At 70.4% G+C, this 13,862-nt stretch carries 17 protein-coding genes; 9 read left to right on the forward strand and 8 right to left on the reverse strand.

Annotated features, from left to right (window positions below; translation table 11 throughout):
- Window positions 1-86 precede the first annotated feature (86 nt).
- Window positions 87-1,877 (forward strand): cellulase family glycosylhydrolase, encoded by a 1,791-nt coding sequence (locus DMB66_RS07825; RefSeq protein ID WP_125803348.1) that lies wholly within the window; start codon window positions 87-89, stop codon window positions 1,875-1,877.
- Between the two features lie 13 nt (window positions 1,878-1,890).
- Here DMB66_RS07825 and DMB66_RS07830 read toward each other — a convergent pair whose 3' ends face one another.
- From DMB66_RS07830 to DMB66_RS07845, 4 genes are all read right to left on the reverse strand, one after another.
- Window positions 1,891-2,769, reverse strand: a complete 879-nt coding sequence (locus DMB66_RS07830) for an aldo/keto reductase (RefSeq protein WP_125803349.1) — start codon at window positions 2,767-2,769, stop codon at window positions 1,891-1,893.
- A 44-nt stretch (window positions 2,770-2,813) separates the two neighbouring features.
- A complete protein-coding gene (locus DMB66_RS07835; RefSeq protein ID WP_125803350.1) occupies window positions 2,814-3,824 on the reverse strand; it encodes a beta-ketoacyl-ACP synthase 3 in 1,011 nt (336 codons plus the stop codon).
- A 208-nt stretch (window positions 3,825-4,032) separates the two neighbouring features.
- Window positions 4,033-4,551, reverse strand: coding sequence for a GNAT family N-acetyltransferase (locus tag DMB66_RS07840; protein WP_125803351.1), 519 nt, complete (start codon window positions 4,549-4,551; stop codon window positions 4,033-4,035).
- A 102-nt stretch (window positions 4,552-4,653) separates the two neighbouring features.
- A complete protein-coding gene (locus DMB66_RS07845; protein ID WP_125803352.1) occupies window positions 4,654-5,121 on the reverse strand; it encodes a heme-degrading domain-containing protein in 468 nt (155 codons plus the stop codon).
- 149 nt (window positions 5,122-5,270) lie between these two features.
- Between DMB66_RS07845 and DMB66_RS07850 the strand changes: the two genes are divergently transcribed.
- A complete protein-coding gene (locus tag DMB66_RS07850; RefSeq protein ID WP_125803353.1) occupies window positions 5,271-6,065 on the forward strand; it encodes an endonuclease/exonuclease/phosphatase family protein in 795 nt (264 codons plus the stop codon).
- Here DMB66_RS07850 and DMB66_RS07855 read toward each other — a convergent pair.
- Window positions 6,062-6,619, reverse strand: coding sequence for a hypothetical protein (locus DMB66_RS07855; protein WP_125803354.1), 558 nt, complete (start codon window positions 6,617-6,619; stop codon window positions 6,062-6,064). The two genes, DMB66_RS07850 and DMB66_RS07855, sit on opposite strands and share 4 nt — an antisense overlap.
- Before the next feature lie 161 nt (window positions 6,620-6,780).
- Between DMB66_RS07855 and DMB66_RS07860 the strand changes: the two genes are divergently transcribed.
- The 5 genes from DMB66_RS07860 to DMB66_RS07880 are packed head-to-tail and all read left to right on the forward strand — an operon-like array spanning window position 6,781 to window position 10,250.
- On the forward strand, window positions 6,781-7,731 hold the full coding sequence (locus DMB66_RS07860; RefSeq protein WP_158647166.1) for an SGNH/GDSL hydrolase family protein: 951 nt from the start codon (window positions 6,781-6,783) through the stop codon (window positions 7,729-7,731).
- Window positions 7,732-7,779: 48 nt separating this feature from the next.
- Complete coding sequence (locus DMB66_RS07865; protein ID WP_125803356.1) at window positions 7,780-8,484, forward strand: HNH endonuclease family protein; 705 nt, start codon at window positions 7,780-7,782, stop codon at window positions 8,482-8,484.
- A gap of 45 nt (window positions 8,485-8,529) precedes the next feature.
- On the forward strand, window positions 8,530-8,979 hold the full coding sequence (locus DMB66_RS07870) for a MarR family winged helix-turn-helix transcriptional regulator (RefSeq protein ID WP_233624375.1): 450 nt from the start codon (window positions 8,530-8,532) through the stop codon (window positions 8,977-8,979).
- A 16-nt stretch (window positions 8,980-8,995) separates the two neighbouring features.
- Window positions 8,996-9,415: an organic hydroperoxide resistance protein gene (locus DMB66_RS07875; protein WP_125803357.1), complete on the forward strand. Its 420-nt coding sequence runs from the start codon at window positions 8,996-8,998 to the stop codon at window positions 9,413-9,415.
- Window positions 9,416-9,428: 13 nt separating this feature from the next.
- Complete coding sequence (locus DMB66_RS07880) at window positions 9,429-10,250, forward strand: alpha/beta fold hydrolase (protein WP_125803358.1); 822 nt, start codon at window positions 9,429-9,431, stop codon at window positions 10,248-10,250.
- Between the two features lie 59 nt (window positions 10,251-10,309).
- Here the strand turns inward: DMB66_RS07880 and DMB66_RS07885 are convergent, their stop codons facing one another.
- From DMB66_RS07885 to DMB66_RS61050, 3 genes are all read right to left on the reverse strand, one after another.
- Window positions 10,310-11,179, reverse strand: coding sequence for an NPP1 family protein (locus DMB66_RS07885; RefSeq protein WP_125803359.1), 870 nt, complete (start codon window positions 11,177-11,179; stop codon window positions 10,310-10,312).
- 92 nt (window positions 11,180-11,271) lie between these two features.
- The gene (locus DMB66_RS07890; protein ID WP_125803360.1) at window positions 11,272-12,228 is read right to left on the reverse strand and encodes a tyrosine-type recombinase/integrase; all 957 of its coding nucleotides are present in this window, start codon (window positions 12,226-12,228) and stop codon (window positions 11,272-11,274) included.
- A gap of 85 nt (window positions 12,229-12,313) precedes the next feature.
- A complete protein-coding gene (locus DMB66_RS61050; RefSeq protein WP_158647167.1) occupies window positions 12,314-12,460 on the reverse strand; it encodes a hypothetical protein in 147 nt (48 codons plus the stop codon).
- A 242-nt stretch (window positions 12,461-12,702) separates the two neighbouring features.
- Here DMB66_RS61050 and DMB66_RS07895 point away from each other — a divergent pair, with 242 nt between their 5' ends.
- Entirely contained in the window at window positions 12,703-12,921 is a 219-nt protein-coding gene (locus DMB66_RS07895) for a hypothetical protein (RefSeq protein ID WP_199752112.1), read from the forward strand.
- A gap of 126 nt (window positions 12,922-13,047) precedes the next feature.
- Entirely contained in the window at window positions 13,048-13,755 is a 708-nt protein-coding gene (locus DMB66_RS07900) for an aminoglycoside phosphotransferase family protein (protein WP_125803361.1), read from the forward strand.
- The last annotated feature ends 107 nt before the right edge of the window (window positions 13,756-13,862 follow it).

Genomic DNA, 13,862 nt, shown 5'->3' on the forward strand with positions numbered 1-13,862 from the left:
TGACCTCCGACCTGGCCGGCGCCATGGCGGGGAGGTCCTCCGGACGGCCACTTCACCGAACGTGACCAAGTGATTACTATCGATTCATGATGGTAATGCGAGCGCTCCTCGTATTTATCCTGGTGGGGCTGCCGGCGGTCTTCTCCGCGCAGCCCGCGCCGGCGGCCGCGGCCGCCGCACCTCTCCTCACCGACGCCTACGGACGCGAGATCACGCTGCGCGGATTCAATGTCTCCGGCAGCGCGAAACTGTACGAGAACGGCCTGCTCCCGTTCCGCAGCACCGCGGACGCCGCCACCTCGGCGGCGGCCATGCGCGAGCTGACCGGGGCGAACGCGGTCCGCTTCCTGATCAGCTGGGAGGGGGTGCAGCCGGCCGCGAACCGGATCGACACCGCCTATCTGGACCGCGCCGCCGCGCAGATCCGCCAGTTCACCGACCGCGGCATCCGGGTGCTGCTCGACTGGCACCAGGACCTCTACTCCTCGCACCTGTTCAACCAGGGCAGCTGGTACACCGGCGACGGCGCCCCGCAGTGGGTGATCGACCTCGGCGACTATCCCACCGAGTCGTGTGGCATCTGCATCCTCTGGGGGCAGAACATGCTCACCAACAACGCGGTGCGGGAGGCCGCGTACGACTTCTGGCACCGGCGCGACATCCAGGACGCCTATCTCCTGCAGGCACGCGGCGCGCTCAGCTACCTGAGGAGCCGGGTGGCGTACCCGATGATGCTCGGCGTCGATCCGTTCAACGAGCCGTTCGACGGCGGCCTCGACGGCGCGGCCGGCACCACCTGGGAGGCTACCTATCTGCTGCCGTTCTACCAGCGGTTCCGCGCGGTCATGGACGAGACCGGCTGGGCCGACCGCCCGCTCTACGCCGAGCCCCTGGTCTTCTGGAACACCACGTTCGGCGAGGCCGGCGGCCTGTCCACGATCCCGGCGCTCGGCCCGCGCTACGTGTTCAACAGCCATTACTACGACGGCGCGCGGATGACCCTCGACCCGAGCGCGGCCGGCGACGGCACGTACACCTCGGCGATGAACCGCATCCGGGACCGGGCCGCCGCGCTCGGCACCGCCGCCTTCGTGTCCGAATTCGGCAACGCGCTCTCCGGCACCGGCAGCAGCGGGCGTACGCCCTGGATGGTCCGTGCCATGTACCAGGGCCTCGACTCGCGGTTGTCCGGCGGCACCTTCTGGAACAACGCCGCGAACGCCGGTGGCGTGCTCTCCGGCACGCAGTGGCACTGGGACATCTACAGCGGCAAGCACCGCGAGCTGATGAACGGCAATCCGGACAAGGTGCGGACCACCGGCGACGGCTGGAACGGCGAGGACCATTCGGTCATCGCCAACGGCGCGCTGCGCCTGGACCGGCGGGTCCTGGACCGCCTCTATCCCACGGCCGTCGCCGGCCGGACCCTTGCTTTCGGGTACGAGGATCTGGCGCGCGAGGGCTATGCGGGAGCGGGACGCCAGCAGGCTTGGATGACCGTGCCGTCCCGGCTGCCCACGATCGCCGCCCTGGTCAACGGCCGTCAGTACGGCGTCCTGGTCTGGCGGGAACCGGCCACCCCGCCGGGCGCCCCCACCGAACTGCACCTGCCCGGGGCGTTCCCGTCCGCCCGTACCGTGGTGGTCAGCGACCTCGGCGCCGTGCTCGGCGTCGCGGCCACCGGCCCGATCGCCGTGGCCACCGAGCCCGGGGCGACCGCCGCCCGCCGCCTGCTTCTGACCCCGCCTGTCGCCGCCGCCGGAACAGTGCACGTGGCCCTGGTCGTCAACGCCGACGGCACCACCCCGATCACCGCGGCGACCCTGACCGCCGCCCGGACCGAACTGCTCAGCTGGGCGGCGGCCGTCACCTGGTGATCAAGGCTGGTGCTTACCCCAGCGTCGCCAGCTGCGCCGGGGTAAGCACCAACGCCGCCGCGGCCACGTTGTCCCGCAGGTGCGCCACGCTGCTCGTACCCGGGATCACCAGCACGTGCCGGCCCTGGTGCAGGGCCCACGCCAGCCGTACCTGCTGGGAGGTCGCCCCGTGCGCGGCCGCGACCGCATCCACCGCCGCGTTGGTCTCCGCGCCCGCGCCCTGCTCGCGGGCGTCGCCCGCGAGGGTGAAGAACGGGACGAACGCGATGCCGCGCTCGCCGCAGGCCCGCACCAGCTCGTCGTGGCCGCGGCGGTAGTCCAGGCCGTAGCTGTTCTGCACGCAGACGACCGGGGCGATCGCCTGCGCCTCGTCGACGTGCGCGAGCGTCGCCGCCGACAGGCCCAGGTGCCGGATCAGGCCCCGCTCGCGCAGCGCGGCCAGGGCGGCGAACTGCTCGGCGCAGCTGCCGTGCTCCGGACCGCGCAGCCGCAGGTTGACCAGGTCGAGGTGGTCGCGGCCGAGCCGGCGCAGGTTCTCCTCGACCTGCTCGCGCAGCTGCGCGGCGCTGCGCGCCCACCCCTGCTCGCTCGGGCCGACCTTGGTGGCGAGCAGCAGGTCCTCCGGGTACGGCCGCAGCGCCGCCCGGATCAGCTCGGTGGCGTACCGCTTGGCGCCGGTGCCGACGCCCAGGGTCCCGCCGGGGGAGACGTAGAACGCGGCGGTGTCGATGTGGTTGACGCCGAGCTCCACCGCGCGCCGCAGCACCTGGACGGCCGGCGCCGGGTCCGGATCGGCCGTCAGGCGCATCGACCCGAACCCGAGCCGCCGTACGGTGTGCCCGCCCAGCGTCCAGGTCCCGGCGGCAGCTGCGTCGATCTTGTCGGTAGGCATCGCGCCAACCTATCCAAGCGCGGCTGCCGCGGTGGCCCGGCCGCTCACTGCTCGGTGGCGACCACGTCCACGTGCGGCCAGGTCAGCATCGCCGAGCCCCAGGTCAGGCCGCCGCCGAACGACGTCATCAGCAGCCGGTGCCCGGCCCGCAGCTGCTCGGCGCGGCAGGCGTCGCCCAGCGCGAGCGGGATCGACGCGGCGCCGGTGTTGCCGACCGTGGCCACGTTGCCGATCCGCCGGTCGTCGGCCACCCCGATCTGCTCCGCGACCCGGTCCAGGATCCGCTGGTTGGCCTGGTGGGCCACGAACCGGTCCACGTCGGCGACGGCGAACCCGGCGGCGGCGAGCACCCGCAGCGACGACGCGGTCATGTGCTCGACCGCCCGCCGGTAGACCTCCTGGCCGGAGATCGCCCAGTACGGGTCGCCGGGCTCGGACCGGGCCCGCTGGCGGCACCCGCCGGCCTCGATCCGGATCAGGTCCGCGGCGTCGCCGTCGCTGCCCAGGTCGAACGGGCCGATCGCCCCGGGCTCACCGGCCTCGCCGGCGCGCAGCACGACCGCCCCGGCGCCGTCGCCGAACAGGATCGCCGGGCCGCGGGTCTCCGGGGTGTGCTGCAGGAAGTACGAGTTGGTCTCCGCGCCGATCAGCAGCACCCGCTCGGCGATCCCGGCCGCGATCAGCCCGGCGCAGGTGGCCAGGCCGTAGACGAAGCCGCTGCACACCGCGCCGACGTCGAACGCGGCGGCCGGGGCGACCCCGACCCGCCAGGCGACCTCCGGGGCGGTGGCCGGGCTCATCCGGTCGGGTGTGGTGGTGGCCACCACGACCGCGTCCACGGCGTCGGTCTGCGCCGACTTGAGCGCGTTGCGGCCCGCGGTGGTGGCCAGGTCCGCCGTGGTGGTGCCCGGGTCCACGACCCGGCGTTGGGCGATGCCGGTGCGCCGGCGGATCCACTCGTCGCTGACGCCGAGGGCCGGCACCAGTTCGGCGTTGGAAACCGTGCGGCCCGGCACCACGGTGCCCAGCCCTTGCAGTACGGCGACTTTGCTCACATCTCTCCTTCGCGGGGTGTCCCTGGCGGTGACGCACGACACCCAGCATCGGCTCCGTCTCGCCCTGCCCGCACCTCACCACCGCACACCACCGGGGGAAATCCGCCGTTCGAGTTGCCCAAAGCCGGGGTCGCGCAGCACCACAACCCACCGTATGTCGAATGGCCGTGGCCCCACAGGCTCTACCCAGCGGTAGCTTGGCGTGCCTCTACGACGGCCGCCGGCACACGTGCAGATGACCTTCCCGCGGATACGGATCCCGGGCGCGGAGGGTCTGCTCGTAGGCGTACCCGCTCTTGGCGGCGACCCGGCAGGAGCCGGTGTTGTCGATCTGGTGCAGCAGCCGCAGGCGCAGCACGCCGGGGAAGGTCGCGAACGCCCACCGGGTCAGCGACCCGAGCGCCCGCGGGGCGATCCCGCGGCCGCGGGCGTACGCGGCGGTCCAGTAGCCGACCTCGGCGTCGTCGGCGGCCGGGTCGGGCCGTTTCAACGCGACGTTGCCGAGCAATGTCCCGCCGTCGTCCAGCACGGCGAAGCTGTACCGGTCTCCCACCCGCCAGCCGGTGTGCTGCACGTCGAGCCACTGCTGCGCCTCGGCGGGCCCGGCGGCGCGCACCCTCGTCCAGCGGTGCAGCAGCGGGTCGCCGGCGGCGGCGATCAGCGCGCCCGCATCGCCGTCGCGCCAGGCCCGCAGCGTCAGGCCCGCGACGGGCTCGGGCGTGCTCACGCCGTGGTCAGGCCGCGCTCACCGGCGCCGCGCTCGACATTGCGGAACATGGCGGAAAGCGTATCCGGTCGCCGGGCCGCCGGCGCAGCGGCCCGGCGGGCCTCACAGGTCCAGAAAGGTCTCGATCGCCTCGACCACCAGGGCGTGATCGTCGGCCTGCGGCAGCCCCGACACCGTCACCACCCCGACCACCCCGACGTCCGGCACCCGCACCGGGAACGCCCCGCCGTGCGCGGCATACTGCGCCGGGTCCACTCCGTACTTCGCGTCCAGCGCGTCGCCCTTGGCCGCCAGCCGCCGGCCCACCAGGTACGACGACGCGGCGAAACGCTCCACCACCCGCACCTTCCGGGCGATCCACACGTCGTTGTCGGCCGTGCTGCCCGGCAGCGCCGCGTGGAACAGCTGCTGCGTGCCGCGGCGGATGTCCACCGCCACCGGCAGGTCCCGGGTGGTCGCCAGATCGACCAGCAGGCTGCCCAGATGCCAGGCGTCCGCGTTGTCGAACCGGGCGAACGTCAGGCGCTGCTCGTGCTCCTCGAGCGCTTTGATGAGATCGTCGTCGGTCATGGCGCCCATTGTCGCGGCAAAGATCAGCCGCGGCCACGGCTACGCCGCAACCACAGCCCCAAAGAGCCCAGGATCACGAACACCGTCGCCGCACAGCAGACCGCTTTGAACACCGCCACCACTCCTTGATCCCGCTAAGGTCTTACCCCGTGCGCCTGGCCACCTTCAACCTGCTGCACGGTAGATCCCTGTCTGACGGCAAGGTACACGCCGACCGCGTCGCCGCGGCGGTGGCCGACCTGGACGCCGACGTCCTCGGCCTGCAGGAGGTCGACCGCGCCCAGCCCCGCAGTGGCCTGCTCGACCTCACCGCCATCGCCGCCGAGGCCCTGGGCGCGCCCGCGCACCGCTTCGCCGCCGCCGTCGTCGGCACCCCCGGCGAGACCTGGCAGCCGTGGCGCTCCGACGACGACAACGCCCACCCGCTGTACGGCATCGCCCTGGTCAGCCGCTGGCCCGTGCGGCGCTGGCAGATCACCCAACTGCCCGCCGCCCCGGTCCGCTCGCCGGTGTGGATCCCCGGGCCCCGCGGGCGGCTGACGATGCTCAAGGACGAACCCCGCATCCTGATCGCCGCGGTCATCGACGCCCCCACCGGCCCGATGACCGTGGCCAACACCCACCTGTCGTTCGTGCCCGGCTGGAACGTACGCCAGTTGCGCGCCGCCGTCCGCGCCCTGCGCGGGCTGCCCGCGCCCCGGGTTCTGCTCGGCGACCTCAACATGCCCTCCGGCCCGGTCCGCGCCTTCTCCGGCTGGCGGTCGCTGGCCCGCAGGCCGACCTACCCCAGCCCGTCCCCGCGTGCCCAGCTCGACCACATCCTGGCCGACCCGCGCGGCGCCGGCCCGCTCGGCCCGGTCCTGCAGGTGCGCACCCCGGCGGTCGCCATCTCCGACCACCGCCCGCTGGTCGTGCACCTCGACCCGCCCCGGACCGCGAACTAGGCGAGGATCTCGACCTTCAGGCTGATCCGGGCCAGGTTGTCGTCGCAGCCCGGAAGGTCCCGGGGCAGCGAGTTCTCGTAGAGCGTCATCGGTATGGCGGCGGCGCTGGACACCGCCACCTCCGCATACTCCTCGATCCGGCCCTGGCCCGCCCCGCAGCTGTCCCCGGGCCCCGCCGGGGCCCGGTAGAGGCGGGCGATGGTGCCGGAGACCCAATGGCTGTCGGCCACATCGCTGCCGATGTCGCAGCTGACGTAGAACGACGAGGGGCCCACGCCGGAGCCCGCCACGTCCAGGTCGTAAACCTGGCTGGAGCGGATGATCTGGCCGTTGTCGTCGACGGTTATCGGCACCCGCTGGTCGAAATTGACGACTTCGCCCCTCGCCTCCTGGCCGGACTGCTCCGGATCCTCGAAAACGCTGTATCGGCACTGCACGGAGATCTCTCCCTTCGTGGTGTCGGCGGCCGCCAGGCCATTGCTCATCAGGGCGAATCCGCCGCCTGCCGCCAGTAGGAAAGTGAATCCGGCGACGGCGCGTCCATTTCTCAGCATGACGACGACCGTAGGAGCGGCCGGCCGGGTCGGACAGGGGCAGCTGTCCCGGATCCGAAAATCGCCGCCCCGGGACATTTGCCACTACGCGGGTGGCAGCCAATTCGCCAAGCTCGGACGCAGCTTTCCCAGATATGTCGTTCCCGCGGAGAGGACCCACCATGTTCCCTGCCCGTTTCACCACCACCGGCCGGCGATCGCGGAAACGGTGGCTGGCCGGTGCGGCTACCGCCGCCACGGCGGTAGCCGCGGCGCTGGTCATCCCCTTCTACGCCGGCGCCGCGACCGTCGGGGACACCTACGTCGCCCTCGGCGACTCGTACTCCGCCGGCGTCGGGGCCTCGCCGTACCTGAGCAACGCCGCCACGATCCCCCCGGTGGACACGCTCACGGTCATCAAACCGCCGAGCAACGTCGACTACATCAGCGACTGCAAGCGCTCCACCAAGTCCTACCCGGCCCTGCTGGCCACCGAGTTCGGCAAGGCGGAGGGCTTCATCGAGTCCTTCACCTTCGCCGCGTGCAGCGGGGCGACCACGACCGAGGTCCTGCAGCGGCAGTGGGCGGCGCTGGGACCCGAGACCAGCCTGGTGTCGCTGACCATCGGCGGCAACGACATCAAATTCGCCGACGCGATGGCCGAATGCGCCAATCCGCTCGTCCTGTTCCCCGACTGCCAGGGCAAGATCAACCAGTCGTTGCAGATCCTGCGCGACGACCTGCCCAAGAAGCTGCAGGACACCTACACGACCATCCTGTCCCAGGCGCCGAACGCCCGGCTGAAAGTGCTCGGCTATCCGAAACTCTTCGACGAGCAGGGCACCTGCTCCATCGTCGAGAAGGTCTTCAATCCCAGCCCGGAAAAACGCAGGGAAATGAACGACGCGGCCGAGGAACTCAGCCAGGCCATCCACGCCGCGGTCGCCGACGTCGGCGGAAAGATCCAGTTCATCGACGTGCAACCACAGTTCGACGGGCACGGCATCTGTGGGCCGGACCCGTACCTCACCGAGCCCAAGGACAACCTCACGTCCACCGGCGACTCCTATCACCCCAACGCCAAGGGCTACGACGCGTACAAGCACGCCCTGCAAACAGCGCTCGGCGCCTGAGCCCCTTTTCCCGTTCTCGACAGCTTTCGACAAGTGGAGGTAGGACCCATGTCAAACAAGGACAAGGTTTCGTTCTGGCGCCGCCGCGGCACGCGACGCTCGGCGCTGGCGTTGATCGTCGCCACCGTGACCACCGCGGGGACCTTCGCCGTTCTCCGTGACGCGCTCGCCTACGGGCCGGGCAGCCCGCCCAGCGCCGCCGAGGCGCGGCAGCAATGGAGTGACCTGCGGCTCGCCGGCAACCTGCAGGACGAGTTCGACACCGCCGGCTACAGCCGGGCCCGTTTCCCGCATTGGCGCATCGTCGGCCCGCCCAACGGCCAGCCGGGCGGGCCGAACTGCACCGCCGACAAGTGGACCAAGATCCGCGACAGGTCCCTCGGCGCGGTGAACGGCTGCGAGACGGCCAACGGCACCTGGGTGTCCGGGTACGACAACGTGACGATCACCAATTCCAGCGGCCTCGACATCGACCACATCGTGCCGCTGCACGAGGCGTGGAAGTCCGGTGCCGACGAGTGGACCGATGAGGACCGGGCGGTGTTCGCCAACGACGTCGTGGTCAACCTGGTGGCGACCTCCCCGGCCAGCAATCGCTCGAAGGGCGACCAGGACCCCGCGTCCTGGATGCCGCCGAACGCCGGCATCCACTGCCAGTACCTGACGTGGTGGGTCGAGGTGAAGGTCAAGTACGACCTCGACATGGACAACGACGAGTACGACGCGGTCCTGAGCGGGCTCAACAACTGCTGACGACTTCAGTTGTGCACAACTGAATCGTGCGCTACTGTTCTCGGCATGGCAGGCACCGACACCACCACCGGGCTCGAGCAGATGATCTGCTTCGACCTGCACGCCGCCTCCCGCGCCATGACCGGGCTCTACCGCCCCGCCCTCGACGCCCTCGGGCTCACCTACCCGCAATACATCGCCCTACGCGTCATCTGGCACCGCGGCCGCCTCACCGTCCGCGACCTGGGCGCCGCCCTACACCTCGACAGCGGCACCCTGTCGCCCCTGCTCAAACGCCTCGAACACCAAGGCCTCATCCGACGCGAACGCGGCACCGACGACGAACGCACCGTCTGGATCAGCCCCACCGCGGCCGGCACCGCCCTCGAACAACGCGTCGCCGACCTGCCCCAACGCCTCGCCTGCGCCCTCGACCTCACCATCGAGGAATTCACCCAGCTGCACCACCTGCTCACCCGCATCCGCGGCGCGGCAACCACCACCACCATCGCCTGACCAGGGGAGAAGCACCATGACCGCGCTCTACACCGCATCAGCCACCGCCACCGGCGACGGCCGCAGCGGACACACCCGCTCCAGCGACGGCGTCCTCGACCTCGACCTCGCCGTCCCCAAGGAGATGGGCGGCCCCGGCGGCCACCTCACCAACCCCGAACAACTCTTCGCCGCCGGCTACGCCGCCTGCTTCCACAGCGCCCTCAAGCGCGTCGCCAGCTCGCAGAAGATCACCCTCACCGACACCGCCATCACCGTCGACGTCGGCATCGGCCCCCGCGAGCAGGGCGGCTTCGGCCTCACCGTCGCCATCGAGGCCGAGCTCCCCGGCCTCGACGAGGCCACCGCCCAGAGCCTCATCGACGCCGCCCACCAGCTCTGCCCCTACAGCAACGCCACCCGCGGCAACGTGGACGTCACCCTCACCATCGCCTGACCCGGGGGAACCCATGCCTACCACCACCGTCAGCACCGGCGTCGAGCTCTACTACGAAGACTTCGGCACCGGCGACCCCGTCGTCCTCATCCACGGCTGGCCCCTGTCCGGCCGCAGCTGGGAAGCCCAGGTCCCGGCCCTGATCGCCGCCGGCCACCGGGTCATCACCTACGACCGCCGCGGCTTCGGCAACAGCACCCAGACCTGGGACGGCTACGACTACGACACCTTCGCCGCCGACCTCGACGCCCTGCTGCGCCACCTCGACCTACGCGAGGTCACCCTCGTCGGCTTCTCCATGGGCGGGGGAGAGGTGGCCCGCTACCTCGGCACCTACGGCAGCGACCGGATCGCCAAGGCCGTCTTCGCCGGCGCCGTCCCGCCCTACCTCCACAAGAGCGCGGACAACCCCGACGGCGCCCTCGACGACGCCACCATCCAGGCCTTCCAGCAGGGCGTCAGCACCGACCGGATCGCCTTCGTCGACGCCTTCGCCACCAACTTCTTCACCGCCGGCACCACCGGCAAGGTCAGCGACGCCCAGGTCCGCTACGCCCAGGAGCTCGCCCACGTCGCCTCACCCAAGGGCACCCTGGACTGCATCACCGCCTTCGGCCGCACCGACTTCCGCGGCGACCTCGGCAAAATCGACGTACCGACCCTGGTCATCCACGGCGACAGCGACGCCATCGTGCCCTTCGAAAACAGCGGCAAGCGCACCCACGAAGCCATCGCCGGCAGCCGCCTCGTGCTCATCAAGGACGGCCCGCACGGCATCAACGCCTCACACCCCGCCGAGTTCAACCAGGCCCTGATCGACTTCCTCACCAGCTGATCGCGGTCCCGGCCGCCGGAGATCCGCCGCTCAGGCGGACCTCCGGCGGCCGACCCAGCTCAGCCCTGCGGATTGAACGGAATCCCGGCGGGCTTGGCCGCATTGAGCAGAGACTCGAACGAACCATCCTTGATCTTGATGGTCGCGGAGCCGAAGTTCGCGCTCATCAGCCTGTCCCGCAGCCCGGCACCGGGCCACCCGTCCCAGCCCACCAGGGGCGGATAGCGCCAGTTGTGGTAGTGATTCTCCGGCGGCTCGTCGTTGGTGTTGGCGAGCCGAAAGAAGTGCGTCGACGCACCGTCCTTGTGATAGACGACCTTGGGGTGCGACCCATCGAAGCGCACCTGCGAGCGCGCATAGGTCCGCTGACTGGCATGCTGCGTGGTGGACACGAACTCGACCTGGTTGGACGCCTGATCGACCCAGGAGATGACGTGTTCCCAGTCGTGCCGGTGGCCGCCCAGGCCGCTTCCGTGCACAGCCTGGTCCTTCTCGAAGTAACTGGCGTAGACGATCGCGCACCAGCCGTTGTTGCACTTCGACCGGGCATACGTCTGCGAGCTGTCCAGATCGGACCGGTCCCGGCAGCTGCCGTTGATGGCCCCGGTGGTCTTCAGCCCGCCGTTGAGCGTGCCGTCCGGACTGATGGCCGCCACGGCGTAGCAGCCGTCGCCGTCATAGTCGAAGGCGGGCGAGAACGATGCTTCGTACCCTCCGGCATTCTCCGGCAGATTCCGCAACGGATCGGCCAAGGCCGCCGTCGCCGGAAGGATGACCCCCAGCGCGGCCAACCCGGCCGCGATCCGAAACAGGACACGACGATGGCGCCCGACGAACGTGGCGGAGAGCGGCGACGATGACACGAGTCCAGCCCAGCCTTTCCTGGCATCGACGCGCCTCGGCCGGCTGCTCCGCCGATGCGCGATCATCTATATCTCACGCCGCGGACCCGCGGGTCAATGACCAGACGCGAAATAAACTCGCAATCTGCGGGAGCTGAGCGACGGTCGCGCTCCACCGGCTAATCCGCCAACCCACCCAGCGCACGATTGGTACGGTTCGCCCGCACCGCCGCGCGCTGCTGCGCCGCCGTCACCTCGATATAGCCCTGCGACGTCGTCAGCGACGCGTGCCCCAGCAACCGCATGATCTCCGAAGCGTTCGCACCGTCCTCCGCCAGCCGCGTCGCGAAGGTATGCCGCAACGCGTGCAACTGCGCACCCCGCGGAACCCGGTCGGTGATACCCGCCCGGCGATAACAGGACTCCACCAGATACTGCAACCCACCACGCTTGAGCGGGGCACCCTTCCGGTCCAGCAACAGCGGATCGCCGGCCCGCAACCGCCCGAACCGCACCCGCCGGCTCTCCAGATAACGCTCCACCACGGCATCCAGCTCCGGCTCGATCGGCACCGTCCGCGGCCGGCCACCCTTGCCCGCCACCTCGACCCGCCGCTCACCCGGGCGACCCAGCACCGAACCCGCCCGCAGCGCCAGCAGCTCCGACAGGCGCAGACCCGCGCACAGGGCCAGCGCCAGCACCGCCACGTCCCGCTCCGGCCAGGGATCACGCTGGCGCTCGTCGGGGTGGTTGACCGCCTGCAGGAGCTGCTCCGGGGTGTCCTCCCCGCGCAGCGGCTTGGGGGAGGGGACCGCCATCCGGGGCTTGCCGACCGCGGGCATCGGGTTGCCGGCGACGATGCCGTCGACCACCAGGAAGCCGAAGAAGGAATTCCAGCTCGACCAGCAGCGGTAGACCGAGGCGGGGGCCCGGCCACCGGCGAAGATCGCGAACGCCGATCGCAGGGACCTGGGGGAGAGGTCACGCAGAGTGACGTCGTCACCGATGAGCTTCAGGACGGTGGTCAGATCCCGGCGGTAGGCCATCAGGGTGTGCTCGGAGGGCTTCCGGACCGCCCTTGCGCCGAGGAAGTCTTCTATGAGAGTTTCTACCTTGATGTCTTGTTCGTCCTGCATAAGGAATATTATGCAGGAAATAACCACTCAGCGGGGCCCGAGATCGCGTCGACTTTCCCCGTCGCGACATGCGCGCGGGACGGCGCTACATGCCCAGGGCGGCCGAGGGCGGGATCTTGTTGTGCGGGTTCTCCTTGTCGCAACGGCAGCACTGCAGGTAGGGCTGGCCGTCCTCGGTGGAATGCCTGGTCCATTTGTGCCAGCCCAGCCGGCACGTCCACGGCTTGCTCATGACCTGACGCTACGACCGGGCCGAGATCGTCTGCTTCCGCTGGGCGGTCGGCCGCCGCCAACCATTCCGGTACGCCGTGAGCGCCGATTCCACCAGACGGCTTCTCCTGAGCTTTCGCCGACCGTTCGAGTCCGCGTATGGCCGCGCGGGGCCCTCTTCCCCGCTCAGGTTGACATAATGTCAATTATCGACCAAGCAAGCTAACGTCTACGCTGGACGACGCCACGAGCGCGATCGTCTATGTGTGGGATGCCGACGAGGACTATTGGGACGGGCTGCTGCCCGATGGCCACGACGACCCGTCGAACCCGTTCGCCCACGCCTCCGGTATCGACTTCTTCGAGGCTGCCACCCGTCGGCTGGCAGCGGTCGGGGCTCGATCGCCGCGGCTGTTGCTCGCCGACCGCAGCAAGAATTCGCACCCGGCTGGTCGGCGGCCCGCTTCGGATCGCCGAGGGTGACTTCCCGAGCCGGGAGTGGATGCTCGACGTCGCCGACTTCCATCTGCGGAGGGCGCTCGCCTGCGGTCTCCCCCCGCGCGGCTCCCCGGGCGGATGGGGTGGTCGCTGCTGGTCGAGGATGGAGTCATGAGTGAGGAGCCGTTGCCGGGTGGGTTTGTCGGTGCTGCCGTGCGGGTCGGCGCGACGGTTCGTAAGGCTCCCCCGGCCGATGCTGTGTTCGTGCGCCGGCTGCTCGGGTTCTTCGCGGAGCGGGGGTGGTCCGGGGCGCCGCGGTCTCTCGGTGTGGACGAGTTCGGGCGTGAGGTGCTGAGTTTTGTCGACGGTGAGGTGCCGTGGGGTGCGGGTGCTCCCCCGGTGGGTGATGAGGCGCTGGCGGCGGTGGCGCGGCTGGTGCGGGAGTTCCATGAGCTGACCGCGGGTTCGGTGCTTGCCGGCGGGCAGGAGGTGGTGTGTCATCACGACCTCTCCCCCGGTAACACCGTGTTTCGGGGTGGGTTGCCGGTGGCGTTCATCGATTGGGACATCGCGGGGCCGGGGCTGCGGGTGCAGGACGTGGCGCATGTGTGCTGGCAGTTCGTGCCGTTGGGTCCGGGTGTGGCGGTCGTGGACGCGGTGCGGCGGGTGCGGGTCGTCGCTGAGGCGTACGGGTGGGGTGATCTGTCTTTGTTGGTGGAGACGGTCTTGTGGTGGCAGGACCGGTGTTGGCGTGGGATCGAGGCGGGTGCCGCCGAGGGGGTGCCGGCGATGGTGCGGTTGCGGGATGCCGGTGTGGTCGGGGCGGTGCGGTCGGCGTACGAGTGGACGGTGTGTCATTCCGCCCGCCTGGGTCGCTGAGCGGTTCGCGGAACATCGCTCCGAACTACTGCGATGGGGCATTCACCGGGCCCTATTGACCCGTCGTTGACGGCAGATTAGCGTTGCCGTTACGACCCTGTTAAAAC

The sequence above is a fragment of the Actinoplanes sp. ATCC 53533 genome, assembly GCF_003947245.1.

Coding starts and splice junctions, on each gene's coding strand:
- DMB66_RS07830 (WP_125803349.1), bottom strand. CDS start 2,769: ATGCCTACCGACAAGATCGACGCAGCTGCCGCCGGGACCTGGACGCTG.
- DMB66_RS61050 (WP_158647167.1), bottom strand. CDS start 12,460: ATGAGCAAGCCGTGGACGTGCCGGCTGGGCTGGCACAAATGGACCAGG.
- DMB66_RS07855 (WP_125803354.1), bottom strand. CDS start 6,619: ATGCTGAGAAATGGACGCGCCGTCGCCGGATTCACTTTCCTACTGGCG.
- DMB66_RS07880 (WP_125803358.1), top strand. CDS start 9,429: ATGCCTACCACCACCGTCAGCACCGGCGTCGAGCTCTACTACGAAGAC.
- DMB66_RS07885 (WP_125803359.1), bottom strand. CDS start 11,179: ATGATCGCGCATCGGCGGAGCAGCCGGCCGAGGCGCGTCGATGCCAGG.
- DMB66_RS07825 (WP_125803348.1), top strand. CDS start 87: ATGATGGTAATGCGAGCGCTCCTCGTATTTATCCTGGTGGGGCTGCCG.
- DMB66_RS07865 (WP_125803356.1), top strand. CDS start 7,780: ATGTCAAACAAGGACAAGGTTTCGTTCTGGCGCCGCCGCGGCACGCGA.
- DMB66_RS07860 (WP_158647166.1), top strand. CDS start 6,781: ATGTTCCCTGCCCGTTTCACCACCACCGGCCGGCGATCGCGGAAACGG.
- DMB66_RS07870 (WP_233624375.1), top strand. CDS start 8,530: ATGGCAGGCACCGACACCACCACCGGGCTCGAGCAGATGATCTGCTTC.
- DMB66_RS07900 (WP_125803361.1), top strand. CDS start 13,048: ATGAGTGAGGAGCCGTTGCCGGGTGGGTTTGTCGGTGCTGCCGTGCGG.
- DMB66_RS07890 (WP_125803360.1), bottom strand. CDS start 12,228: ATGCAGGACGAACAAGACATCAAGGTAGAAACTCTCATAGAAGACTTC.
- DMB66_RS07875 (WP_125803357.1), top strand. CDS start 8,996: ATGACCGCGCTCTACACCGCATCAGCCACCGCCACCGGCGACGGCCGC.
- DMB66_RS07845 (WP_125803352.1), bottom strand. CDS start 5,121: ATGACCGACGACGATCTCATCAAAGCGCTCGAGGAGCACGAGCAGCGC.